20 protein-coding genes are annotated in these 23,764 nt (G+C 71.0%); 9 read left to right on the forward strand and 11 right to left on the reverse strand.

What is annotated here, in order from left to right:
* The first annotated feature begins 7 nt into the window (after positions 1–7).
* The 3 genes from IGA62_RS12890 to IGA62_RS12900 all read left to right on the forward strand — a co-directional run bounded on the left by IGA62_RS12890 (position 8) and on the right by IGA62_RS12900 (position 2,152).
* Positions 8–640, forward strand: coding sequence for a phosphoribosyltransferase (locus IGA62_RS12890; protein WP_145821353.1), 633 nt, complete (start codon positions 8–10; stop codon positions 638–640).
* A gap of 23 nt (positions 641–663) precedes the next feature.
* A complete protein-coding gene (locus IGA62_RS12895) occupies positions 664–1,092 on the forward strand; it encodes a TFIIB-type zinc ribbon-containing protein (protein WP_145821351.1) in 429 nt (142 codons plus the stop codon).
* Positions 1,093–1,375: 283 nt separating this feature from the next.
* Complete coding sequence (locus tag IGA62_RS12900; RefSeq protein WP_145821349.1) at positions 1,376–2,152, forward strand: bifunctional 5,10-methylenetetrahydrofolate dehydrogenase/5,10-methenyltetrahydrofolate cyclohydrolase; 777 nt, start codon at positions 1,376–1,378, stop codon at positions 2,150–2,152.
* A 27-nt stretch (positions 2,153–2,179) separates the two neighbouring features.
* Here IGA62_RS12900 and IGA62_RS12905 read toward each other — a convergent pair whose 3' ends face one another.
* Entirely contained in the window at positions 2,180–4,846 is a 2,667-nt protein-coding gene (locus tag IGA62_RS12905; RefSeq protein ID WP_145822253.1) for a replicative DNA helicase, read from the reverse strand.
* A gap of 1,559 nt (positions 4,847–6,405) precedes the next feature.
* On the opposite strand from IGA62_RS12905, the gene IGA62_RS12910 reads away from it, so the two are divergent.
* Positions 6,406–6,798: a hypothetical protein gene (locus IGA62_RS12910; RefSeq protein ID WP_145821347.1), complete on the forward strand. Its 393-nt coding sequence runs from the start codon at positions 6,406–6,408 to the stop codon at positions 6,796–6,798.
* A gap of 114 nt (positions 6,799–6,912) precedes the next feature.
* Here IGA62_RS12910 and rplI read toward each other — a convergent pair whose 3' ends face one another.
* The 4 genes from rplI to rpsF all read right to left on the reverse strand — a co-directional run bounded on the left by rplI (position 6,913) and on the right by rpsF (position 8,558).
* Entirely contained in the window at positions 6,913–7,362 is a 450-nt protein-coding gene (rplI, locus tag IGA62_RS12915) for a 50S ribosomal protein L9 (RefSeq protein WP_091453959.1), read from the reverse strand.
* A 14-nt stretch (positions 7,363–7,376) separates the two neighbouring features.
* Positions 7,377–7,616, reverse strand: a complete 240-nt coding sequence (gene rpsR / locus IGA62_RS12920; RefSeq protein ID WP_013289355.1) for a 30S ribosomal protein S18 — start codon at positions 7,614–7,616, stop codon at positions 7,377–7,379.
* 41 nt (positions 7,617–7,657) lie between these two features.
* On the reverse strand, positions 7,658–8,188 hold the full coding sequence (locus tag IGA62_RS12925; protein ID WP_186500092.1) for a single-stranded DNA-binding protein: 531 nt from the start codon (positions 8,186–8,188) through the stop codon (positions 7,658–7,660).
* Between the two features lie 79 nt (positions 8,189–8,267).
* Entirely contained in the window at positions 8,268–8,558 is a 291-nt protein-coding gene (gene rpsF, locus IGA62_RS12930) for a 30S ribosomal protein S6 (RefSeq protein WP_091453967.1), read from the reverse strand.
* A gap of 622 nt (positions 8,559–9,180) precedes the next feature.
* Between rpsF and IGA62_RS12935 the strand changes: the two genes are divergently transcribed.
* Entirely contained in the window at positions 9,181–9,966 is a 786-nt protein-coding gene (locus IGA62_RS12935) for a deoxyribonuclease IV (RefSeq protein ID WP_145821342.1), read from the forward strand.
* On the forward strand, positions 9,963–12,149 hold the full coding sequence (locus IGA62_RS12940; protein ID WP_232624997.1) for a hypothetical protein: 2,187 nt from the start codon (positions 9,963–9,965) through the stop codon (positions 12,147–12,149). Before IGA62_RS12935 ends, IGA62_RS12940 begins: the two co-directional genes overlap by 4 nt.
* 96 nt (positions 12,150–12,245) lie before the next feature.
* Here IGA62_RS12940 and IGA62_RS12945 read toward each other — a convergent pair whose 3' ends face one another.
* Both IGA62_RS12945 and IGA62_RS12950 read right to left on the reverse strand, forming a co-directional pair.
* Positions 12,246–13,757, reverse strand: a complete 1,512-nt coding sequence (locus tag IGA62_RS12945) for a glycosyltransferase family 87 protein (protein ID WP_145821340.1) — start codon at positions 13,755–13,757, stop codon at positions 12,246–12,248.
* A gap of 111 nt (positions 13,758–13,868) precedes the next feature.
* Entirely contained in the window at positions 13,869–16,127 is a 2,259-nt protein-coding gene (locus tag IGA62_RS12950) for a transglycosylase domain-containing protein (RefSeq protein ID WP_377464650.1), read from the reverse strand.
* Between IGA62_RS12950 and IGA62_RS30940 the strand changes: the two genes are divergently transcribed.
* Positions 16,120–16,872 (forward strand): hypothetical protein, encoded by a 753-nt coding sequence (locus IGA62_RS30940; RefSeq protein ID WP_377464648.1) that lies wholly within the window; start codon positions 16,120–16,122, stop codon positions 16,870–16,872. The genes IGA62_RS12950 and IGA62_RS30940 overlap by 8 nt on opposite strands.
* Positions 16,873–17,008: 136 nt before the next feature.
* Here the strand turns inward: IGA62_RS30940 and IGA62_RS12955 are convergent, their stop codons facing one another.
* Positions 17,009–17,455, reverse strand: a complete 447-nt coding sequence (locus IGA62_RS12955; protein WP_145821338.1) for a DUF5318 domain-containing protein — start codon at positions 17,453–17,455, stop codon at positions 17,009–17,011.
* A 174-nt stretch (positions 17,456–17,629) separates the two neighbouring features.
* Between IGA62_RS12955 and IGA62_RS12960 the strand changes: the two genes are divergently transcribed.
* Complete coding sequence (locus tag IGA62_RS12960; protein WP_091454001.1) at positions 17,630–18,268, forward strand: PadR family transcriptional regulator; 639 nt, start codon at positions 17,630–17,632, stop codon at positions 18,266–18,268.
* Positions 18,269–18,291: 23 nt separating this feature from the next.
* Positions 18,292–19,371: an inositol-3-phosphate synthase gene (locus IGA62_RS12965; protein ID WP_091454004.1), complete on the forward strand. Its 1,080-nt coding sequence runs from the start codon at positions 18,292–18,294 to the stop codon at positions 19,369–19,371.
* Positions 19,372–19,512: 141 nt separating this feature from the next.
* Here IGA62_RS12965 and IGA62_RS12970 read toward each other — a convergent pair whose 3' ends face one another.
* From IGA62_RS12970 to IGA62_RS12980, 3 genes are all read right to left on the reverse strand, one after another.
* Complete coding sequence (locus IGA62_RS12970; protein WP_145821335.1) at positions 19,513–20,094, reverse strand: TetR/AcrR family transcriptional regulator; 582 nt, start codon at positions 20,092–20,094, stop codon at positions 19,513–19,515.
* Between the two features lie 93 nt (positions 20,095–20,187).
* Complete coding sequence (locus IGA62_RS12975; protein WP_145821332.1) at positions 20,188–22,587, reverse strand: PEP/pyruvate-binding domain-containing protein; 2,400 nt, start codon at positions 22,585–22,587, stop codon at positions 20,188–20,190.
* Positions 22,588–22,722: 135 nt separating this feature from the next.
* On the reverse strand, positions 22,723–23,742 hold the full coding sequence (locus IGA62_RS12980; protein ID WP_145821330.1) for a helix-turn-helix transcriptional regulator: 1,020 nt from the start codon (positions 23,740–23,742) through the stop codon (positions 22,723–22,725).
* Positions 23,743–23,764 lie beyond the last annotated feature (22 nt).

Raw genomic sequence — 23,764 nt, forward strand, 5'->3', positions numbered from 1 at the left:
CGGAGACATGACCACGTACCGCAACCGCGCCGAGGCCGGCGAGGCGATCGCCGACCGGCTCAACGGGCTCGCCGGCCAGCCGGACGTCATCGTGCTCGGGCTCGTCCGGGGCGGCGTCCCGGTCGCCCAGGTGGTCGCCGACCGACTGGAAGCGCCCCTGGACGTCCTGGTGGTCCGCAAGCTCGGCATGCCCTGGGCACCCGAGGTGGCGTTCGGCGCACTCGGCCCCGCCGACGTGCGGGTCCTCAACGACGCGGTGGCCGGCCGCCTCGACCCCGACGAGGTCGACCAGGTCGTCCGCCGCGAACAGGCCGAACTGGAACGCCGGGAACAGCTCTACCGGGCCGACCGGCCACCTCTGGACCTGACCGGCCGGACCGCCGTCGTCGTCGACGACGGCCTCGCCACCGGCGCCACCGCCCGCGCCGCCGTCCAGGTGGCCCGCCACCTCGGTGCCCGCCGCGTCGTGGTCGCCGTCCCGGTCGGCTCCCAGGAGGCGTACGACATGCTCGCCACCGAGGCCGACCAGGTGGTCTCCGTCCAGACACCCCCCGACTTCGGTGCGGTCAGCCGCTACTACGACGACTTCCACGAGGTCTCCGACCAGGAAGTCACCGGAGCGCTCGCCGCGGCATCCTGACGCCCAGCGGGTACCGTCGAGAAATGCAGCTCACCTGTCCCAAGTGCCAAGGAGACATGCGCCAGTACGAGCGCAGCGGAGTCATCGTCGACCAGTGCGGCGATTGCCGGGGAATCTTCCTCGATCGCGGCGAACTCGAAAAGCTGTTCGAGGCGGAGGCGAACTGGAACAAGCAGCACGCCACCACCCCGGGCACGCCGCCGCCCCCCGGCCAGGCACCGGGGCACACCCCCGGCCAGCCCGGCGGGTACGCGCCTCCGCCACCCCCGCCGCCCGGTGCCGCGCCACACCAGCCCGGTTACGGCACCGTGCCCCCGCCCCCACCCCCGCCGCCGGGCTACCCGGCCGCGCCCGCACCCGCCTACGGCGGCCAGGGCCACCAGCACTACGGCTACCACGGGCACTACCGCCGCAAGAAGCAGCACGGCTTCCTCGGCGACTTCTTCGGCTGATCCACCCGGCGCTCCGCCGCCGACCCGCTTTGCGGCCGGCAACTGACCCGCCCGACGGTCTGGCGGACGGCTGGCCGGGCTGCCCGTCCCCCCGGGCTGACCCACCCGGTGCTCGGCGGGCCGAACCGTGCCGGGGCGACCGGATCCCACCGATCCGGTCGCCCCGTCGCCGGGCGGAGCTCCGCCAGCCGTGCGGCGTTCGGCGTTCGGCGCGCGACATTCGGCCCCATGACCGAGTTCCGGCAGCACGAGGCGCTCACCTGCGGACGCCACCGCCACCGACCTGCGGCGGCGCACCGGCACCGCCCCGTGCCTGGCAACCGTGCTGGTCGGCGAGGACCCAGCCTCCGTCACCTACGTCCGGATGAAGCGCAACCGCTGCGAGCAGGCCGGCATCCGCTCGCGGCACGTGGCCCTGCCCGCCTCGACCACCACGGACGATCTCGTCGGGGCGATCACCGCACTGTCCCGGGACCCCGAGGTGCACGGCATCCTGCTCCAGCACCCGGTCGGGGCCCACATCGACGAACGCGCCGCCTTCGAGGCCATCGCCCCGGAGAAGGATGTGGACGGCGTCACCATGCGCTCTTTCGCCGCGATGGGATTCGGGCTGCCCGGCTTCGTCTCCTGCACGCCCGGCGGCATCCTGCGGCTGCTCGACGAGTACCGGGTCGACCTGGCCGGCAAGCACGCCGTGGTGGTGGTGGGGCGCAGCCCCATCCTGGGCAGACCGGCCGGACTGCTCCTGCTCGGGCGGGACGCCACGGTGACCTACTGCCACTCCCGTACGACCGACCTCTCCGCGATCACCCGCGAGGCCGACATCCTGGTCGCGGCCGTCGGCCGCCCGCGCTTCCTCAGCGGGGCGGACATCAAACCCGGCGCGGTGGTGGTCGACGCCGGCCACAACCCGGGCAACGTCGGTGACGTCGACTTCGCCTCCGCCCGCGAGCGGGCCAGCCTGATCACCCCGGTCCCGGGCGGGGTCGGGCCGATGACCATCGCGGTCCTGCTGGCCCAGACGGTGGAAGCGGCGACAGGTCAGCTCGGTGTGCGCTGACCCGGAATCGCGGAATGGGAACGACCGTCAGACGATCGCCATGTCGACGAACCGCGACAGGTGAAGTTGCGCGGCCACGGTCACGGTGTCGGTCGGTCCATTCCGATGCTTCGCAACAATGAAATCCGCCTCCCCCGCCCGGGGCGACTCCTTGTCGTAGTAGTCGTCGCGGTGCAGAAGGATGACGACGTCGGCGTCCTGCTCGATCGAGTTGTGCGTGGCGATTCCGTTCGCGATGAAGTTGTGGGTTCCCATGACCGTGGCGTCATAGACGTCCTGGTGACCGATCGACTCGATCGACACGATCTCGTCCCAGAAAATGTCATTGGTGGCGTGCAGGTCGAGATCGGCCGCGTCCAGGACCGCAGCGATCTTCGCTAGTCGCGATCGGCTGGGCGAGCGCTTCCAGAGCGCGCTCCCGCAGAACTGAGTGCCGATTGCCGCCGCGAACTGACGATGGGTCATTCCGCGCTCGCCCAGTAGCTCCCGAACTCGCGTCCACACCTCCGTCGGCACCGTGTCGACATTGGTGTTGCTCTCCATCTCTTCCAACGATGTAAGCAGATCCACACAGTTCGCCGACCGCGCCCCGTGCACCCCGATTTCCCGTAGGAACCGGAGCTGATCGTCTCGACCCGAGATGTCGAGCGTGTACTGGGGCCGGTGGCGGACCACCGGCACCGTCTTGAGCCGCCCGCTGATGCCGTACCTGAGCAGTAGACGTGAGATGTCCTCCAGCATCCGCCGGCTGGTAGAACTGAAGTACACCCGACCACCTCGGCCCGACTTGTTGACACACACCGAGCCGTCGGTCGCCCAGAGGTGCCGGAGGAAGGTGGTGATCTGTTCCTTGGGCAGTCCGAACACCGGTTGCGGGATGAACTTCTCGTGCGATCGCAGGCCGAACAAGCCCAGTGCGTCAAGCCACTCGGCAATGGGATTCCGCCGCCCTCTGGCCAACCGGTATGGCGCCGGCAGTCGCAGAGTCGTCACGCGAGCGGCCGCGTAGTCGTCGCGAACGGCCGATATCCCGAAGTGCTTGGCAGCCTCGGAGACCGCCTGGAGATTCAGCTCGTCGCAACTGGCGTACCGGATGGGCTGACGACGCACGAACGACCCGTCACCGAGGAGATGCGCCAACATGACGACCTCGGCTTCCGGCCAGGGCCGGGTGGCTAGTGGTGGCGGAATGTGCCGAGGAGCGGCAACGCGCGCACCAGTAGCCAGCTCACCCAGCGGAACCCATCCGGCGAAGGTGAGGAAAGGATGGTTCGCCGTCGCGTCGATCAGCTTGCCGGAGGCGAGGGTCATCCGGAAGACCTCACGGTTCCCACTCGGGAACACATGCGTCATCGTCCGGGGTGTGTACCGCAGTTTCTCGTCCAGGGCCCACACCGGGATGTCCCGTGCCCCGCTCGCGAGCAGCTCTCCAAGCGTGACCTCGGAGTTGTTGTCGGCGCGTACCACCCGGCTCTCTGCGGTCAGGCAGCCGGACTCCCGCAAATCAGACAATTGGGGGCGCTTGTCGGTGCGCTGCTCGGGACCACGGTTCAGCTGGCTCACCGCGATGACCGGGCACTCGACCTCCTTGGCGAGCAGCTTGAGCCCTCGGGACAGGTCCGCGACCTCCTGCTGCCGGCTCTCCGTACGCTTCGGCGAGGTCATGAGCTGGAGGTAGTCCACCACGATCATCTTGAGGTCGTGCCGCTGCTTGAGCCGTCGCGCCTTGGACCTGATCTCCATCAGGTTCATGCTCGGGGTGTCGTCGACGAAGAGCGGCGCCTCGCTGATCTCGCCCATGCAGCGGGCCAGCTTGGTCCAGTCGTCGTCGGAGAGCTGCCCGCTCCGCAGCACGTGCAGGGGCACCCGCGCCTCGGCCGAGAGCAGTCGCATGACGATCTCGACCTTGCTCATCTCCAGCGAGAAGATGGCCGCAGCCTGGTTGGCTCGAATCGCCGCATTTCGGGCAAAATCCATACTTGCCGTTGATTTGCCCAGACCGGGCCTTCCTGCCACGATGATCAACTGGCCGGGATGCAGGCCGTTGAGCAGGCGGTCCAGGTCACTGAAGCCGGTCGGCACGCCGGTCATCACGCCGCCCTGCGCACCCACCGCCTCGATCTCGTCGAGGGTGGGCTGGAGCATGTCGGCGAGGACGGCGAAGTCCTCGCTGACCCGCTTCTCGGTGACGTCGTAGATGGCCTGCTGGGCGAGGTCGACCACGTCGTCCACATCGCGGCTGCCGCCGGCGGCGGTGCCGTAGCCCAGCTGGACGATCCTGGTGCCGGCCTCGACCAGCCGGCGGAGCACGGCCCGCTCGGCGACGATCCGGGCGTAGTAGGCGGCGTTGGCCGCGGTCGGCACGCTGGCGATCACGCTGTGCAGGTAGGGGGCGCCGCCGATGCGGACCAGGTCGCCGGAGTCGGCCAGTGCGGCCGCGACGGTGATCGGGTCGGCCGGCTCGCCGCGGCCGTAGATCTCCAGGATGGTGTCGAAGATGGTGGCGTGGATCGGCCGGTAGAAGTCGTGGGTCTTGAGGATCTCGACGACGTCGGCGATGGCGTCCTTGGACAGCAGCATTCCGCCGAGTACGCACTGCTCGGCGGCGACGTCCTGGGGCGGGGTCTTGTCGAACTGCCCGTCCCGCTGGGCCGGGGTGGGTGACTGCCCGTTGGCCCGGGACTCTGTTCGCATGTCGTCGGTGACCGACACCGGCTCCCCCCTCCGCTGCGTCGGATCGCGTCCGGCCGGCCACCGGCGTGGCGGCTCGCCGCCGACCGGTCCGGCGATCGGGGGCCATCGTGGGGCCGGTCGGGGGCCAACCATACGGAACCCGAGGTGAAGGGCTCAAGCAACCCGGTGGACGAGCCTCGGGACAACCTGTGGACAGGACGCCTCTGGGTGTGTGCAGCTTGTGCACAACCTGTGGATAACTCGCGGGTAATCCAGGCCACAATCGCCTTGAGCTGCGGAAACTCTCCACACAGCCTGTGGAGGAAGATTTTCCCGGCCGATCGGGCCCGGCATCGTCCCGTACTATCTCGGACATCGGCTCCACCTGGCGGAGCGGATCGCACTTCGTGGAGAAGGGTCACGCTCCGGCCGTGAGCAACCGGGACTGGGCGCATGAGGTCAGCTCGCGTGAGCGTGCGCCGATGTTCCCGTGGAGTGATCCGGCCGAGCCGGAGCCCTCCTTCCCCGCCGGCCACTGGACGAGCAGCCGACGCCCCACTGGGGAGCACGAGCGGGCGGGGGTAATCGACGAGCACGTGCCCCGGTGGGCGCGGGACGGGTCCGTCCCGGATCCGCGTGGTGGCGGCCGGCACCGGCACGACGCGGCGGACGAGGAGCGGGTCCCGGTCGATCTCGGCTGGCGGGGCACCGGGCGGTGGGGCGCCGGGCCGACGGGCTGGCGGGAGCCGGCGGGCGGTGAGGTGTCGACCTCCGGTGCCGGCTGGTCGGAGCAGTCTCGGGGGCGGCGGGTGGAAGACCCGCCCGGGTACGTCGGAAGCCGCCGGGCGGAGCCTGTGCGGGACGATCCTCCTGCGGGTCCACCACCGAGCCGGCACAGTGGTCCGCCGGTCCCCCGTTCCGGGGTGTGGCCGGCGGGGGCGGCAGATCCGGTCGGGCCGGCTGGACGGCCCGAGGAAATGCCCTGGCAGCCGCCCCGGTTGCTGCATCAGCAGGGTGCCACGGGAGAGCCGACCCGACAGAGCCGGCACTCGGCGGACAGGCCCCGGTTACGGGAGGCCGATCCGGAGTGGGCGGTCCGGGAGCCTGGAGCGTGGCACCGGCCGGACCGGGAGCCGGCGGTGTCGCCGGATCCGTGGGACGCCTCGGGTGTCCACGGCTGGGACCGGCCGCTGGCTCCCGGGCGTGGCGGGTGGTCGGACGGCGGCCACCGGTGGTCGGAGTTCACCGACACCGGGCAGTGGGCGGGTGGCCAGCCTCGGCGGCGGGACCGTGAGCCGGGGGCCTGGTCCTCGGCGGAGTCATCCGGGGGCTTCTGGTCCGGTACCCGGCTCTCCGGTGCCGACCCCCGGTGGCTGGGGACGCCGCAGTCCGCGCCCCGGTCCCCGGCGGTGCCCGTGTGGCCCGGGTCGGGTCCGGTGCCGCAGCATCGTCCCGCCCCCGCGCCGGTGTCGTCGGGTGCGCCGGTGTCGTCGCGCGGCCCGGCCCCGGTGCCGTCGCCCGGTGGGCTGTCGGGTCATCCAGCTACCGGGGCACGGCCGCGTCCGGGTCGGGTGGTGGCGGTGCCGCAGGCCCGCCGGATCGAGGAGGACCTGCTCGATCCGGATCCGTTCGGCGGGATCCGATCGCTGCTCTACACGGTCGGCTGCTACCTGCTGCCGGCCTTGGCGGTCTTCGTGTGGCTACTCACGCTGAGCGGTCAGGCCCCGGCCGGTTGTGTCTCGGGCCTCACCGGTGCCGGTTGCGACTCGCCGCGGTCGCACGCGATCGACTCGTTCGTCTCCGGGGGGCCACGCTTCGGGCTGGCGCTGGCGACGAGTCTGCTGGTGGCGGTGCTGCTGCGGCGAATCGGGACGACGTGGCGTACGGCGACGCTGGCGTTGGCGTCGTCGGTGGTGGGCGGGGGGCTGTCCACGGTGCTGATCAGCGCGGTGACCGGCGAGCCGATCGGCTGATCCGGCCACCGCTCCGGGTGGACTGCCCGGAGGAGGACCGCCACCCGCGGCACCCCCCGTACGCCGAGAGGCCCGCACCGGGTCGGTGCGGGCCTCTCGGAGGTGGTGCCGTGGTTACTTGCTCTGGACCACGTTCAGGTCGAACTTGGCCGTGACCTCGGGGTGCAGCTTGATCCGCACCGGGTACGAGCCGAGCGACTTGATGTGACCCGGCAGCTCCAGCCGACGCCGGTCGAGGGTCGGGCCGCCGGCCGCCTTGACGGCGTCGACGATCTCGGCCGGGGTGACCGAGCCGAAGAGCCGCCCGCCGTCACCGGCGCGGGCCGTCAGGTTGACCTTCAGGCCCTCGAGCTGCGTCTTGACCTCGCTGGCGTGGCCGAGGTCGCGGATCTCACGGGCCGAGCGGGCCCGCTTGATCACCGTGACCTGCTTCTCCGCACCCTTGGTCCAGGCGATCGCGAAGCCCTGCGGAAGCAGGTAGTTCCGGCCGTAGCCGTCCTTGACCTCGATGATGTCGCCCGGGGCACCGAGACCGGACACCTCCTGCGTCAGGATGATCTTCATTTCGGTGCCTCCTCTCAGCGGGTGGTGGCCGTGTACGGCAGGAGCGCCATCTCACGGGCGTTCTTGACCGCACGAGCGATCTGGCGCTGCTGCTGCGACGTGACGCCGGTCACCCGCCGAGCGCGGATCTTGCCGCGGTCGGAGATGAACTTGCGCAGCAGCGCGGTGTCCTTGTAGTCGATGTAGGTGATCCCGTCCTTGTCGAGCGGGTTCACCTTCTTCTTCGGCTTGCGCAGTGCCGCAGCCTTGGCCATTGCTCGTGCTCCTGGTTTGCGATCGCGGGCGCTCGGCGCCATTAGAACGGGGGCTCCTCGTCGAAGTTTCCGCCGCCCGAACCGCTGCGGGAGGGGGCCGGTGCAGCCGACGCCCAGGGGTCGTCGAAGTTGCCTCCGCCGCCCTGGCCACCACCACCGCCACCGCCGAAGCCGCCGCCACCGCCGGAGCGGGACATCTTCTGCACCTTCGCCGTGGCGTACCGCAGCGACGGGCCGATCTCGTCGACCTCAAGCTCGATGACGGTGCGCTTCTCGCCCTCGCGGGTCTCGTACGACCGCTGCCGAAGCCGGCCGGACACGATCACCCGGGCGCCCCGCTGGAGCGACTCGGCGACGTGTTCGGCGACCTGGCGCCAGACGGTGCACGAGAGGAACAACGGCTCGCCGTCCTTCCACTCGCCGGAGGCCTTGTCCAGGAACCGGGGCGTGGATGCGACCCGGAACTTGGCGACCGCCGCACCCGAGGGGGTGAAACGCAGCTCAGGGTCATCGGTCAGGTTGCCGATGACCGTGATGGTGGTGTCTCCTGCCATGACCATCTCCTCGCACACTCGTCAGACGCTGCACAGGCTCGCAGAGCCGTACGACAGAGCCGACGAGTTCGATCCGGGCGAACCGGGGGGTGGACGCTTAGCGCATCTCCGGCCGGATGACCTTGGTGCGCAGCACGGACTCGTTGAGACGCAACTGACGGTCCAGCTCGGCCACCGCTGCGGGCGTCGCCTGCAGGTCGATGACGGCGTAGATGCCCTCAGTCTTCTTGTTGATCTCGTACGCGAGGCGCCGGCGGCCCCACACGTCGGTCTTCTCCACCGAGCCACCCGCAGTCCGAATCACGTTCAGGTACGTGTCGAGCGACGGGGCGACGGTGCGCTCCTCGAGGCTGGAGTCGAGGATCACCATGATCTCGTAATGACGCAAGACGTGCTCACCTCCTGTGGGCTAGGCGGCCACGGTCCTTCCGTGGCAGGAGGTCGTGCGTCGTGCCCGGCCCGGTCTGGGGGAACCCAGCCGGCGACGGGCAACCGGGCAAGGATACCCGGTCCCGACGATCATGCCGGCGACGGCCAGACACATCGCGTGGCGTACCGGCGGGGCCGGGGCGGAAAGGGGACCGGGGCCCTCTCCCGCTCGTCGCACACGACGGGAGAGGGCCCCGGTCCACTGGGGCCGCGGGGCGCCCGGTCCGCATTCCTTGGGTGGGACCTGGGGAGGAACGACCACACCGATGAGGTTGGACCGGAAGCACCCCGCGGAGCTATATCGTGTTGTTATCTGAAGCTACAACATGTGTTGCCACCTGTTGAGCGAAATGCCCTAATTGCTGGGATTCCGGTCTCCCGGGGGTGATCCCGTCGTCCGCCGGGCCGCAGGACGGTGGGTGGCCCGGTCCACGCGGGTGATCGGGCTCCCACCAGGTCAACGACCACTCCGGAGCGGGGTGACGCGGGCCGGGGCGGGGCCACACGGACGACGCGACGCGGGCCGCACGACGCCCCTTGCCGTCACCCGACGGCGACGACCGCCACGTAGGCTCGCCTGCATGCGTATCGGAGCCCACGTCGACTCGGCCGACCCGCTCGCGGAGGCGGCGTCCCGAGCCGCCGACGCCGTGCAGTTCTTCCTCTCCGACCCGCAGGGATGGAAGGCACCGAAGCCGAGAGAGGACGCCGACCGCCTGCGCGCCGCGGAGGTGGACATCTACGTCCACGCGCCGTACGTCATCAACGTCGCCACGACCAACAACCGGATCCGGATCCCGAGCCGGAAGCTGCTGCTCGGGCACGCGACCGCCGCAGCCGCCATCGCCGCGAAGGGGCTGATCGTGCACGGCGGTCACGTCAACGCCGGCGACGACCTGGCGACCGGCTTCGACAACTGGCGCAAGACCTTCGCGTACGCCGCAGACAACGGCGGGTTCGGCGTACCGGTCCTGATCGAGAACACCGCCGGCGGGGAGAACGCCTGCGCCCGCCGGCTGGACGCGCTGGCCCGGCTCTGGGACGCGGTGGGCGCCTACGACGTCGGATTCTGTCTGGACACCTGCCACGCCCACGCCGGTGGGGAGGAACTGCTCGACCTGGTGGACCGGGTCAAGGCGGTGACCGGACGGATCGATCTGATCCACGCCAACAACTCCAAGGACGCCTTCGACTCCGGCCGGGACCGGCACGACAACCTGACCGGCGGCACGATCGACCCGGAACTGGTGGTGGCGGTGATCCGGGCGGCCGGCGCACCGGTGATCGTCGAGACCCCGGGCGGGGTCGACGGGCAGGGTGCCGACATCGCCTTCCTCCGGCAACAGCTGGGCGGGACGCCGGCATGAGCAGCGGGACGTCCGACACGACACGGACCGGCGCCGAGCCGGGAACCGCCGACGACCGGACCGCGACGGGAGTGACCGCCCCGGACCCGTCGGGTCCCGGGAGCACGCCGGACGCCGACCCGGCACCGGCCGGAACGGCAGCGAACGCCGCCGGCACGACGACCGTCGCCGCGCCCCCGGAGGACGCCGGGAAACCGAGCGACGACGTGGACCCGGACGTCACCGGGAAGCGGGAGGACCCCCAGGACGGCGAGAAGGCGAAAAACAGCAACAAGGTCGAGGACGGCGGGCAGGCCAAGAACAGCAAGGCCAACGACAGCAAGAAGGTCGAGGACGGCAAGGACGCCGGAAAGGCCGCGGACGGTAAGGACGCCACGGAGCGCGCCGACGCAGCCGGCGGTGAGCCGTCGGACCCCTGGCAGGCGTTCGGACCGGCCCCGGAGACCGTGCCGGGTCGGCTCCGGCGGGCGGCGCGCGCGGTCGGCCGCTTCCTGGTCCACGAGTGGACGCTGGCGACCCTCGGCTCACTGGTGCTGGCCGTCCTGCTGACCTGGCCGACGCTGCGCTACCCGCTCTACACGCTCCCGCAGGACTACTACGACCCGGCTCTCCAGGCCTGGCAGGTCGCCTGGTCCGGGCACATCCTGCTGACCGACCCCGCCCAGTTGTGGCAGGCGAACACCTTCTACCCGGAGTCGTGGAGCTTCGCCTTCTCCGACACCCTCCTCGGGTACGCCCCGGCCGGGATGATCGGCACCGGCCCCGAGGCCGCCGTGCTCCGCTACAACATCCTCTTCGTGCTCGCGCACGCGCTGGCCACCCTGGGGGCGTACGCGCTGGCCCGGCAGCTCGGCGCGGGCCGGATCGGCGCGGCGGCGGCCGGGGTGGGCTACGCGTACGCGCCCTGGCTGCTGGCGCAGGCCGGTCACCTGCACGTCATCTCCAACGGCGGCATCCCGCTGGCACTGGCCATGCTGGCCCGGGGGCACGGCTGGTCGCTGCGGTACGGCTACCGCCCGAAGCGGCGGCACGCCGGCTGGGCGCTGGCCGGCTGGCTGGTCGCCGCCTGGCAGCTCAGCCTCGGCTTCGGCATCGGCCTGCCGTTCGCGTACGTGCTGGCCGGGGTCGTGCTGGTCGCCACGCTCACCTGGTACCTGCGCCGGTACTGGATCCGCCCGGTCCGCCACCCGTTCGGTGCCCGGCTGCTGATCACCGACGTGGTCGGCGGTCTGGTCTTCGCCGCGACCGGCGCGCTGCTGGCCATCCCGTACTTCACCGTGGCGGAGCAGCACCCGAACGCCCGGCGCAGCATCGGCGACATCGACATCTACTCGCCGCCGGCCTTCGGTTTCCTGACCGCGCCCGCCGAGTCGCGGATCTGGGGCGGCCTGCACGAAGGAGCGCGGGCCGCGCTGCCCTGGCACCCGGAGATGACCCTGCTGCCGGGCTTCGTGCTCTACGCGCTCGCCCTCGGTGGGCTGTTCTTCTCGGTGTGGCGGGTGCGCCACCGACTGCTGCTGCTCGCCGGGGTGCTGGTCAGCATGGTGCTGGCGATGGGCACCCGGTTCTTCGGCGGCACCTTCACCTACGTCCCGCTCGTCGAGCACCTGCCCGGCTGGGACGGCATCCGGACGCCGGGGCGGCTGATGCTCTGGACCACCCTGCTGCTCGGGCTGCTCGCCGCCGGCACGCTCACCGCCTTCGCCATGCGGGTACGTGAGATCGCCGCCCAGCGGATCCCGCCCTGGCCCGGCCCGTGGCTGCGGACGGCGACCCTGCTGCCGCTGCTGCTGGTGGTCGTGGAGGGACTGAACGCGACGCCGCACCCGGTGGTGCCGCCCCAGCCAGCGGCGATGCGGACCGTGGAGGGACCGGTGCTGGTGCTGCCCAGCGGGCAGAACCTCGACCAGCCGGTGATGCTCTGGACGACCAGCCGGTTCCCGGACGTGGTCAACGGCGGCAGCGGCTTCACCCCGATGAAGCTGACCGAGACGCGGCAGGCGACGCAGACCTTCCCCGACCCGGTCAGCATCGACCACCTGCGGCGGCTCGGGGTGCGGACGGTGGTCGTCCCCCGAGCGCAGGCCGCCGGTACCCCGTTCGAGGCCGCCGTCGAGCTGCCGGTCGACGGGCTCGGCATCCGTCGGGAGGAGATCGGCGACGCGGTGGTCTACCACCTCTGAGGGGGCGCGCACCTCTGAGGGGGCGCGCGTCGGCCACCCACCTCTGCGGAGCGACCCCCGGGCCAGCGCTGCGGAGTCGTCCCGGGCGACCGACGGTCAGGTCGCGGCGGCACCGACCGGTTCCGGTGCCGGCGCCGTCGTGCGCTGCCGCCAACGGGTGTACCAGGGCGCGTCCGGTGCCCCGTCGAGCATCCCCCCGTCCGGATCGTCCGGGTAGGTGGCACGGACCGGGTCACGTTCCGGGTGCAGGACGTCCCGCACGATCAGCACGCAGAGCAGCACCACCGTGGCCAGCCGAAGCGTCGAGGCCAGCACGAACACGCCCTCCGGGAAGACCGGCCGGCTGGTCGCCGAGCCGAGCAGTTCGCCGTAGAACGCGACGAAGTAGCAGACCTCGGCGACCTGCCACGCCAGGAACGCCCCCCAGCGCGGTCGGGCCAGCACCGCCAGGGGCAGCAGCCAGAGCACGAACTGCTGGGACCAGACCTTGCTGAAGATCAGGAAGGCGGCGACCACGAGGAACGCGAGCTGGGCCAGGCGGGGACGACGCGGGGCCAGCAGCGCCAGCCCGGCCACGCCGAGGCAGGCCAGGCCGAAGAGGGCGTACGAGAGGTAGTTGAGCGTGGAAATGTTGGCGTTCAACCACTCGAACGGCCCCTGTTCGGTGGGGCTGCCCGGGTTGATCTTTCCGTCGAGGTACCGCCCGATGTACCAGAGCGTGCCCCAGTCGATCGGTCGGGTGCTGTTCAACTCGAAGAAGCGGTCCCAGTTCTCCCGGTACGGCACGGCCGCCGGCAGGTTCACCGCGACCACGGTCAGGGCCGCCGTACCGAGGGCGGTGAGTGCGGTGCGCACCCGGCCGGCGCGGAGGGCGAGCACCAGGATCGGGCCGAGGACGAACAGCGGCCACATCTTGGCCGCGCCGGCCAGGCCGAGCAGCACCCCGGCCAGTGCTGGCCGCCTGCGGGCCCAGGCCAGCAGCCCCAGCGCACCGAGGCCGACGGCGAGCAGGTCCCAGTTGACGGTGGCGGTGAGCAGCAACGCCGGGGCGAGGGCGAAGAGCGCCGCGTCCCACGGTCGTCGACGGCGCAGGGCGAGGATGACGGCGACCGTGACGACGGCCAGCGCGCCGAGCACCAGCGCGTTCAGGTTGTAGAACCACATGCCCTGGTTGATGCCGGGATCGTCCACCCCGACGGCGTGCACCGGCAGGCCCAGCGCCCCCATGAAGTACCCGGTCAGCACCGGGTACTCGACCGGGTGGTCCCGGTAGGGGACCTTGCCCTCGTTGAGGCCCTCGGCGTAGTAGAGGGCGAGCACGTCGGTGTAGCAGAACCGGGTGTACTGGATGTTGTTCTGCCAGGCGCCGTCCTGACAGGGCGACTTCTGCACCCAGTGCAGGGCCAGGGTGAGGCAGGTCAGGGCGAGCACGATCCGTACCGCCGTCCAGAAACGACGCTCCGAGCCGGCTGGCCGGTTTCGGGCGACCGCGTGGTCACCGAGAGGGCCGCCGATGAGCTGGGATGCGCCCCGGACGAACCCGTCGGACCGGGACGGATGGTCGCTGTGCTCAGCGTCGTCGATGCCAGCGGTCGCCTGCGTGCTCATACCCAGGCATCCTGCCGTACCCGGGGGGCCCGCGTCCCGCCCATCGTGCCGAGGGGCGAAAACGCGCACGGCGGCCGGACCGGGTCCGACCGCCGTGCGCGGTGTGCTGTCTCAGTCGTCGTCGCTGTACCGGGGTGGTGGCGACACCTCGTCACCGCCGCCACCGCCGCCCGGACCGGGCGGGGTGCCCGGGTTGGTCGGGCCGCCCGGACCGCCGGGGGTGCCCCCGCCGTCGCGGCAGAGGATGTTCAGCGGGTCGAGGCAGGGCGGGTTCGGGTTCTGGCCGGGCGGCGGGGTGACCGGCGGCGGGGGCGGCGGCTCGATGCCGTTGCCCTTGCTCTGGTCACCGATGTTGGTGATGTCCGGCAGGGAACTCTTGTCAGCGCCCTTGAGGGCGGCGTTCATGTACCGCTGCCAGATCGCGCCGGGAAGTGCGCTACCGCCGATGTCCTTGTCGTTCTTGTCGCGGATCCACGGCTTCTTCGAGTCCTTGCTGCCGACCCAGACGGCGGTGGCGAGTTGCGGCGTGTAGCCGACCATCCAGGCGTGCGCGTTGTCCTTGCTGTCGTACTCCCAGGTGCCGGTCTTGCCGGCCGCCGGCCGGCCGTCGTCGAGCCCCCGGCTGTTCTTGCCCGGGATCTCCTTGAGCACCGCGCTGACCTCCCGGGCCACCTCCGCCTTGATCACCTGCTGGCCGCCGGTCTTGCTGAGCTTCTCACCGGTGCCGGGAACCTTCTCCCACTTGCCGGTCTCCTCGTTCTGCTTCTCGACCGAGTACACGAAGTGCGCCTTGTTGTACTTGCCCTGGTTGGCGAGGGTGGCGAGGCCGTTGGCGTGGTCCAGCACGGTCACCGGGTACTGGCCGTAGCCGACCACGTGGTAGAAGGGGTCCGGCGCGACCTTCTCCGGCTTCTCCTTGGTCAGGTCGATCGGCTTCGGCGGGTTGTCGGAGGTGGTCCACATCGTGGTGATGCCGGCCCGGCGCGCGATGTCGACGATCTTGTCCGGGCCGATCTCGGTGCTGACGTGGTAGAAGGGCACGTTGTACGACTGGACGGTCGACTCCTGCAACGTGCACCACCGGTTGCAGCGGCCGTTGGCGCTGACGTCCCGGCCCGCGTTCTGGACCTCGTTGGCGAAGCCCTTCGGCTTGAACGGCTTGGCGTCCCAGTGCGAGTTCACCGAGATGCCGGCGTCCAGCGCGGCGGCCAGGGTGTAGACCTTGAACGACGAGCCCGGCGGGTGTCCACCGGTCAACTGCCCGCCGATCATGTTCTTGCCGGCGTAGTCGAACCCGGTGCCGTCGTCACCGCCGTAGTAGGCGAGCACCCGGCCGGTCTTCGGGTCGATCGACACCGCGGCGGCCATCAGGTTCTTGGGCTGGTCGGCGAGTTCCGAACCCTTGGCGTTCTGCCGGATGACCGCTTCCAGAGAGTTCTGCTTCTTGGCGTCGATGGTGGTCCTGATCCGGTAGCCCTCGGACCGGAGCAGGTTCGAGCAGGTGGGCTTCTCGCCCACCTGCTGCTCGGTGTCCGTGCAGAGGCCCCACTTGTCCAGTTCCTGGCGGACGTAGTTGACCACGTTGCCCTTGGGCGTCTTCACGCTGAAGTCCGGCTGCTTGATCTTGGGGATCGTCGGGTAGGCGGTTGGCTTCTGGGCCGGGTCCAGCCACCCCTTCTCCACCATCCCGTTGACCACGTAGGTCCAGCGCTCCTGGGCGGCCTGGAGGTTGATCGCCGGGTCGTAGCCCTTGTGGGTGGCGCTCGGCTCCGGCTGCTTGATCACCGAGGCGAGCACCGCCCCCTCCGCCGGGGTCAGCTTGCTGACCGACTTGCCGAAGTACGCCTTCGACGCCGCCTCGATGCCGTACGCGTTCCGGCCGAAGTAGATCGTGTTCAGGTAGTGCTGCATGATCGTCGGCTTGTCGTACTTCTCGTTCAGCTTGGAGGCGAGGATCGCCTCCTTCACCTTCCGGGCGTACGTGTCGTCCTTCAGGCTCTCGTAGGCGTTGCGGGCGTACTGCTGGGTGATCGTCGAGGCGCCCTGCTTGCTGCCCCCGGTGAAGTTGTTCCACGCGGCCCGGGCGATGCCCTTGTAGTCGACGCCGGAGTGCTCGTAGAAGTTGCGGTCCTCGGCGGCGGCGACCGCCTTCTGGACGTACTCCGGGATGTCCTTGATGGTGACGAACTCGCGGTTCTCGTTGCCGAGCTTGGCCACCACGGTCTTCATGTCGTAGGTGTAGACGGTGGTCGCCAGCGGCATCGGCAGCTGGTCCGGCACCGGGACCTTGGTCGAGTAGTAGGTGAAACCGACCACGCCGCCACCGACGAGCATGACCAGGACCGCGAAGCTGGCGATCAGGATGTTCACCCGCTTGCGCTTCTTCGCCCGCCGCCGGGCGTCCGGGTCCTCGTTGCGACTGCGGCTACGCCGGCCGGGACCGGTCGGGCCGGCGGGGCCGCCGGTGTCCGGACCGGGACCGCCGGGTGGGGAGACACTGGCCCGGGCGACGGTCGCCCGGCCCGCCATCCCGCCGACCGCCGCGCCGCCCACGGCGGCCGAGCCGACCGAGGCGCGACCGCTGGAGCCGCCCACCGAGGCGCGACCGGCCGAAGCGGGGCTCACCGGACGCGCCGAGCCGACCGAGGCCCGGCCGCTGGAGCCGTTCCCCACCGAGGCCCGACCGGCCGGGGCACCACCCGCTGCGGGCGGCACCGGCACCGACGCCCGACCCGAACCGGCCCGACCGACCGAGGCCGAGCCGGACGGGGGCGGGCTGATCGGGGGGGCCATGCCGGGACGCGGCACGGAGGCGCCCCCACGTGCCACGGAGGCGGAGCCGGACACCGAGGCGCGTCCACTCGACCCGGCCGCCCGGGGTGTCGGGGTGGCCCGGCCGCTGGGTGTCGCGCCGTCGTGCCCGGAAGACCATCCGGTTCCCCGGCTCTCCGCGCCGGGGCGGCGGTACGCGTCGTCCGCCCCCGGACCGGGGTCACCGTCCGAGCCCGGAATCCGGGCCCGCCCATGCGGGGAACTGGGATCGCCGTACGAGTTCATTCTTCACACCCTGCCGGTCGCGGTGGGACGCGAACACGCCACCACCGGTTTGCCGTGAGCTGTGCCACGTGGTCTCTCCGCCCGAACACCTCGGGACGGGAGCCGCGGTATCTGCGCCGACCGGGGCGATCCGCCGGAATGGCTGCCGATCGTCCCGCTCGTCGTCGTTGTCGGCGGCCGCCGAGGCGCGGGGTTCACCGTTGCGCCTCTCGCCTCCGTCGCGCGGCCGGACCACCGACCGCGTCCTGTTCCTGCCCGTCGTCCATGCCCGCGACCAGGCCGTCCCGACCGAGCTGGAACTGCTCGACGAGATGGTTCCAGTCACAACCGAGGCACACCTCCACCACGAAGACCTGGAACTCACGCAGAGTCAGCGCCAGGACCGGGAGTTCGTCCCGGGTGCGCGCCTGGCCGGCGGACTGCTTCAGTTCGTCCCCGTAAATGTAGTGGACGTGGGTCAGGTTCTCCCGTCGGCAGATCGGGCACCGTTGGTCGGTCGGTTCGCCATGGAACCGGGCCGCGTTCTTCAGGTACGGCGACGCGTCGCAGACGTCGTACGTGCCGACCCGGCCGGACAGGACCTCACGCAGCACCGCTCGCTTCTGGAGCGAGTAGTCGACCACCTGGCGCTGCGTACGCATGCGGCAAAGGGTACGCGCTCCGGCCGGACCGGGCGACAACGCTCACGTTCGGTCACGACACGAATCCGCCAAGGGGTTTGCCCCGCTGGGGGCGAGCCGCTAAGTTGCGATGTATCGGTCCGATACATCGCGTCGACCGCCCGGTCCGTGGTCAGGGAAGAGAGAGGATGGCCCGTGCTCGAGCTAGCCATCCTCGGCCTGCTCCAGGAGTCCCCGATGCACGGCTACGAGCTCCGCAAGGAGCTCGCCGCCAAGCTGGGCGCGATCCGGGCGGCCATCAGCTACGGCTCGCTCTACCCCACGCTGCGCCGGCTCCAGGCGGCGGGATGGATCACCGAAGCCGACGAGACACCGGCGACCGCCGAGGAGGTTCCCGCGCTGACCAGCCGACGCGGTCGGGTGGTCTACAAGATCACCGCCGAGGGCAAGGAACGCTTCGCCCAGCTGATCGCCCAGGCCGGTCCGGAGACCTACGACGACACCGGCTTCGGCGTGCACTTCGCGTTCTTCGCCCGCACCGACCAGGCCACCCGCCTGCGGATCCTGGAAGGTCGGCGACGCAAGATCGAGGAGCGCCGCGAGGGTCTGCGCGACGTGCTGGCCCGGGCGGCCGAGCGTCTCGACGCGTACACCCTGGAACTCCAGCGCCACGGCCTCGACGCCTGTGAGCGCGAGGTCCGCTGGCTGGAGGAGCTCATCGCCAACGAGCGCTCCGGCCGGGCCCCGACCGCCCCGGGCACCGGGACGGTCGACGGTCCACGAGAAGACACCAGCCCGCCTCCGCCTGGAGAGTCCAGGAATGAGCGGCCGTGATGAAGAAGAAGGAGGCAGACGCTATGGGCTCCGTCCGCGTCGCCATCGTCGGTGTGGGTAACTGCGCCTCGTCCCTCGTACAGGGCGTGGAGTACTACCGGAACGCCGACCCGAACGATCGCGTCCCGGGTCTCATGCACGTCACCTTCGGCGACTACCACGTCTCGGACGTGCAGTTCGTCGCGGCGTTCGACGTGGACGCCAAGAAGGTGGGCATGGACCTCGCCGAGGCGATCGTGGCCAGCGAGAACAACACGATCAAGCTGTGCGACGTGCCGCCGACCGGCATCACCGTGCAGCGCGGCCCGACCTTCGACGGCCTGGGCCAGTACTACCGCGAGATCATCGAGGAGTCGGACGCCGAGCCGGTCGACGTGGTGCAGGCACTGCGTGACGCGCAGGTCGACGTGGTGGTCTCCTACCTGCCGGTCGGTTCCGAGCAGGCCGACAAGTTCTACGCCCAGGCGGCCATCGACGCCGGCTGCGCGTTCGTGAACGCCCTGCCGGTCTTCATCGCCTCGGACCCCGAGTGGGCCAAGAAGTTCGAGGACGCGGGCCTGCCGATCGTCGGTGACGACATCAAGAGCCAGGTCGGTGCCACCATCGTGCACCGGGCGCTCGCGAAGCTGTTCGAGGACCGCGGGGTCGAGCTGCTGCGCACGTACCAGCTCAACTTCGGCGGCAACATGGACTTCATGAACATGCTGGAGCGCAACCGGCTGGTCTCGAAGAAGATCTCGAAGACCCAGTCGGTCACCTCCCAGGTGCCGCACGAGATGGCCAAGAGCGACGTGCACATCGGCCCGTCCGACCACGTGCCGTGGCTCGACGACCGCAAGTGGGCGTACATCCGCCTGGAGGGCCGCTCCTTCGGTGACACCCCGCTGAACGCCGAGCTGAAGCTCGAGGTGTGGGACTCGCCGAACTCGGCCGGTGTCATCATCGACGCCGTCCGGGCCGCGAAGATCGCGCTGGACCGGAAGATCGGCGGCCCGATCCTGTCGGCATCGTCGTACTTCATGAAGTCCCCGCCGGTGCAGTACGCCGACCACGACGCGCACGCCGCCGTCGAGGCATTCATCGCCGGCGAGGTCGAGCGCTGACGCGCTGACCACCGCACACCGTCGAGGGCCGGGTCCGCATGGACCCGGCCCTCGGGTCTGCCGTCACCCGCGAGCGCCCGGAGCGATCCGGCCACCTCGAACCCGGGACGTCGCGGTGAACGGGCGGGGCCGGCGTGCGTCTCAGGCCCGCGTCGACGGGCCGAAGAGCAGGTCGAGGTGGGCATCCAACACGTGCATGGCCTGCTCACTGGTGTAGTGCCCGCCCAGCAGGTAGATGCCCAGCCCCTCCATCAGCGCCAGCAGGCCGACCGCGGCCTCGTCGGCGTTCGGGCCGGGGAGGACACCGGCCAGGAAGCCGATCAACTGCGCGGTGTCCTCGCGCAGGCTGGCGGCGGCCGCCGGGCGTACCGCGGTGTAGGCGAGGAACGCCAGGGCGACCCGTCCGTCGTCGCGCGTCTGCTCGTCGAGGGGCAGCAGCGCCGCGATCATCGTCCGCAGCAGCAGCCGAGGGGACGGATCGTCGCCGAGTCGGGCGACCGCGTCGTTGACCCGGATCTGGTTACGCTCGCGGACGACGTCCAGGGCGAACGCCATCATCTCGTCCTTGGTACGGAAGTAGTGCTGCACCATTCCCGCCGAGACGCCGGCCTCGGCCGCCACGTGGCGCAGGCTGACCGCCTCCAGACCACGATCCGCGGCGACCCGCATCAACGCGTCCGCGATGAGCGAGCGTCGCTCCTGGTGGTCGACCTTCCTGGGCACGCCACCGATGGTTCCACAGCGCGGACGCACCGACATGCGCGGATCGCCCCGACGGCCGGCCCCGGGTGACGGGGAGCGCCTCCGGTGTTCCCGTCACCCGACGATGACCGTTCCGGCCGCACCGTCCACCGTGACGATCTGCCCGGTGGAGATCCTCCGGGTGGCGTCGGGCACGCAGATGACGGCGGGAATGCCGTACTCACGGGCCACGGTGGGACCGTGGGCCATCACCGCGCCGGTCTCGGTGACCAGTGCGCCGGCGGTGAGGAAGAGCGGGGTCCAGCCGGGGTCGGTGGTCGCGGTGACCAGGATCTCGCCGGGTTCGACGCGTGCGGTGCGCGGGTCCTGGACGATCCGGGCGGGGCCCGTCGCCCGGCCCGCCGCCGCGCCCACGCCCGTGAGCGCGCCAACCGCCGGGGGTGCCGGCAGGACGGCCTCGACGTCCGTACCGTCGGACAACAGCGCCACCGGTACGTGCCCTCGGGCCATCTCCCTGCGGTGCACCGCCCGGCGGGCGACGACCGTGTCCCGGTGGTCGTCGTTCCGGTGGACGGCGCCGTTCACCTCGTCGAGGGTCAGGAACATGATGTCGTCGGGCTGCTCCAGCAGTCCTGCGCTGGTCAGGTCGACGCCGACGAGCAGCAGTTGACGTCGCATCTCCCGTAGCCGGTACAGGCCGGCGAACTTGCCCGCCTCGCGCAGGCCGGCCAGCGACCGCGCCCGGCGGAGCAGGAAGCCGGCGATCCGGCCGCGCACCGGCCGGCGACGACGGGCCCGTACGACGAGTTCGCGCAGGGTGTCCTCGGCGGTCGCGGCGGCGCGGGCGAAACGTCGGTCGGGTGCCTGCTCCGGGTCGGTGACCCGCAACAGGTTGGCGATCATGGCGAAGACCGGTGCGGGATCCTCGTCCCAGCGCGGCACGCCGAGGTCGACCTCGGCCACCCCGCGATGACCGTAGGCGTCCAGGAACGCCGCCAGCCCGATGTCCGGGAGGGTACCCCGCAAATGCCGCGCGGCAAGATCGTCGGGTGCGGTGTCGAGCAACAGTCGGCGGTGGTCACCGGCATTCTGGGCGAGCCGCCACAGCGCCAGGTTCATCTCGATGGTGACGTTGTGCGGCATGCCACCCATCACGGTGTGGATCTCGCCGGGGCCGACGACGCCCTTGAGGAGTTGGTCGGGCAGCGCGGCGGCGAGCATGCCGGCCACGATCGGCCAGACCAGGTCGTCCGGGCTCTCGTCCGCTTCCTGCGCCTGCACGAAGCGCAGCCGCTCGACGGCGGTCGTCAGGTCGTCGGGCGCGACCGAGCCGAGCCGCAGTCGCTCGACGGCGTCGAACAGCCTGGTCCGCGCCGCGTCGGGTCGGGCCAGCGCCCGGACGATCCCGGCGACCGCCCGTAGGGCCGTGCGCAGCGAGGTGCCCTTCGCTCCGCGTACCCGGTCCGGGCCGTCCCTGCGCGGGGCGAACCGCGGATCGGTAAGCACGTGGCGCATGACCGCCTGGGCCCGTGGCCCGAAGTCCACCGCCAGCAGTCTGACCAGTTGCCTGCGTCCGGATCTGCTGCGGGCCATGTCCGTCAGGTCGCCGTAGAGCCGTCCGCCGATGTCGACGATGTCGGCCCGGACACCGAGCGGGGCGAGCATCGCCGCCACCAGCGTTCTCAGGGTGGACATCCCCATCGGGGTGACCGGCTGCCGCATGCCCTGCACGTGGCCGAACTCGAGGTAGACCCGGGGGAGGGGCTTGCCAGTGGCCGGGGGCAGGAGAAACAGCGTGGTGATCGGCCGGGACTGGAGCAGCCACCGGATGCCCTGCCGGTCGACCACCCACTCCACGTCCTGGGGGCAGCCGAAGTGCTCCTGGAGCCGCTCACCCGTCGCCCGCAGCTCCGCCAGGCGCGCCGCCGTCAGGCACCCCGGTTGCTGCGGCTCCGATCCGTCGAGCACGTAGTGGTCCACCGGGCCGGTGCCGTCCACCACGGCGGTGCCGGGGCCGGGGGCGGCGTCGACCACCATCTCGGTGCGGCAGCCAGTCACCGGGTTGGCGGTGAACAACACCCCCGCCACCTCGGCGGTGATCATCCTTTGCACGACGACGGCCATCCGTACCGCCCCGCCGTCGAGGTCGCGGGCATCGCGGTAGGCGACCGCCCGGTCGCCGTGCAACGAACCCCAGCACCGTTCGATCGCGGCGATCACCTCGGCGGTGCCTGTGACGTCGAGGACGGTGTCGTGCTGCCCGGCGAAGCTCGCCTCCGGCAGGTCCTCGGCGGTCGCGCTGGACCGTACCGCCACCGGCCCCGCACCGAGCCGCTCGTACGCGTCGACGATCTCCGCTTCGGGGATGACGCCGAGCCGGTGTGCCTCGGTGGTGACGCAGAAGCCGTCCGGCACCCGTTCGCCCTGCCGGATCAACTCACCCAGCCCGACCGCCTTGCCGCCCACGAGGTCGACGAGGTCGGCGGTCGCCTCGGACAACGCGATCACCTGCATGTGCGACCTCCGGCCTTTGCAATACGACTGCATCGCAACAACCGTAGCCGCTTGGCAAGACGACTGCAATGCGAAGACCGCTCGCCGCCGTCGAGGCGTTCACCGCCACCGAGGTCGAACGCTGCGGTGCGCTGATCACCAGCAGCTCAGCGGAGGGCCGGGTCTGGAGGGACGTGGCCCTCCCGCTGAGTAGAGCCGGGTCATGGCGTACGCGGTCCCGGCCATCCGCTCCCGCAACTCCGCCGGAGCCAGGACCTCGACCTCAGCCCCCAGCTTCAACAGCTCGACATGCCCGTGCCGTATCGACTCGATCGGAACCAGGGTTTGCAGCCAGCCGTGTTCGTCGGGTTCCCCCGCCGCGGCCCGGGCGGCACGGCTCATCGCAGGCGGGAGGATGTGCGCCGCCCGCTCCAGCGCCGCCGTGGTCATCCGTACCCGGGCCTCGTCAACGTAGACGCCGGCCTCGTACCGCTCGGTCCACTCCTGCCAGCACCGGGTGAGGTCGAAGTCCGCCGGTCGCTCGAACCGCTCGTCCAGCACCAGCAGATCCAGAATCGCCCCGACCCGGTAGGTACGGAACTGGTCACCGGCGAGCGCCACCAGGTACCACCGGCCGGCCTTGACGACCACGCCCAGCGGGGCGAGGTTCCTGGTCACCTCACGCGGTGTCCGCCAGCGGCGGTAACGCACGTCGATCCGGCGGTCCTCCCATACCGCCCGGGCCAACTCGGGGAGGTGCGGGGTGGGCTCCGATTCACGGAACCACCCTCCCGCGTCGTGGTGGAACCGTTGCCGGATCCGCTCACCCCGCCCCGCGATCTCCCCCGGCAACGCCGCGACCAGCTTCAACTCGGCGGCGGCCAGCGCCGGGCCGAGCCCGAGGTCTGCGGCGGGCCCCGGCAACCCGGCCAGGAAGAGGGCCTCCACCTCGCCAGCGGTCATCCCGGTCAGCCTGGTGCGGTACCCGGCCACCAACCGGTACCCGCCGGCCGGCCCCCGTTCGGCGCAGACCGGGATCCCCGCGCTCCCGAGCGACTCGATGTCGCGGTAGACGGTACGCACCGACACCTCCAAGGTGTCGGCGAGTTCCCGGGCTGTCATCCGCCCCCGGTTCTGGAGCAGGAGCAACATCGACACGAGGCGGCTGGCGCGCACGTCACCGACAGTAGACCCGCCA

Source organism: Micromonospora sagamiensis, from assembly GCF_014680085.1.
In the GTDB taxonomy this organism is placed as follows: domain Bacteria; phylum Actinomycetota; class Actinomycetes; order Mycobacteriales; family Micromonosporaceae; genus Micromonospora; species Micromonospora inyonensis.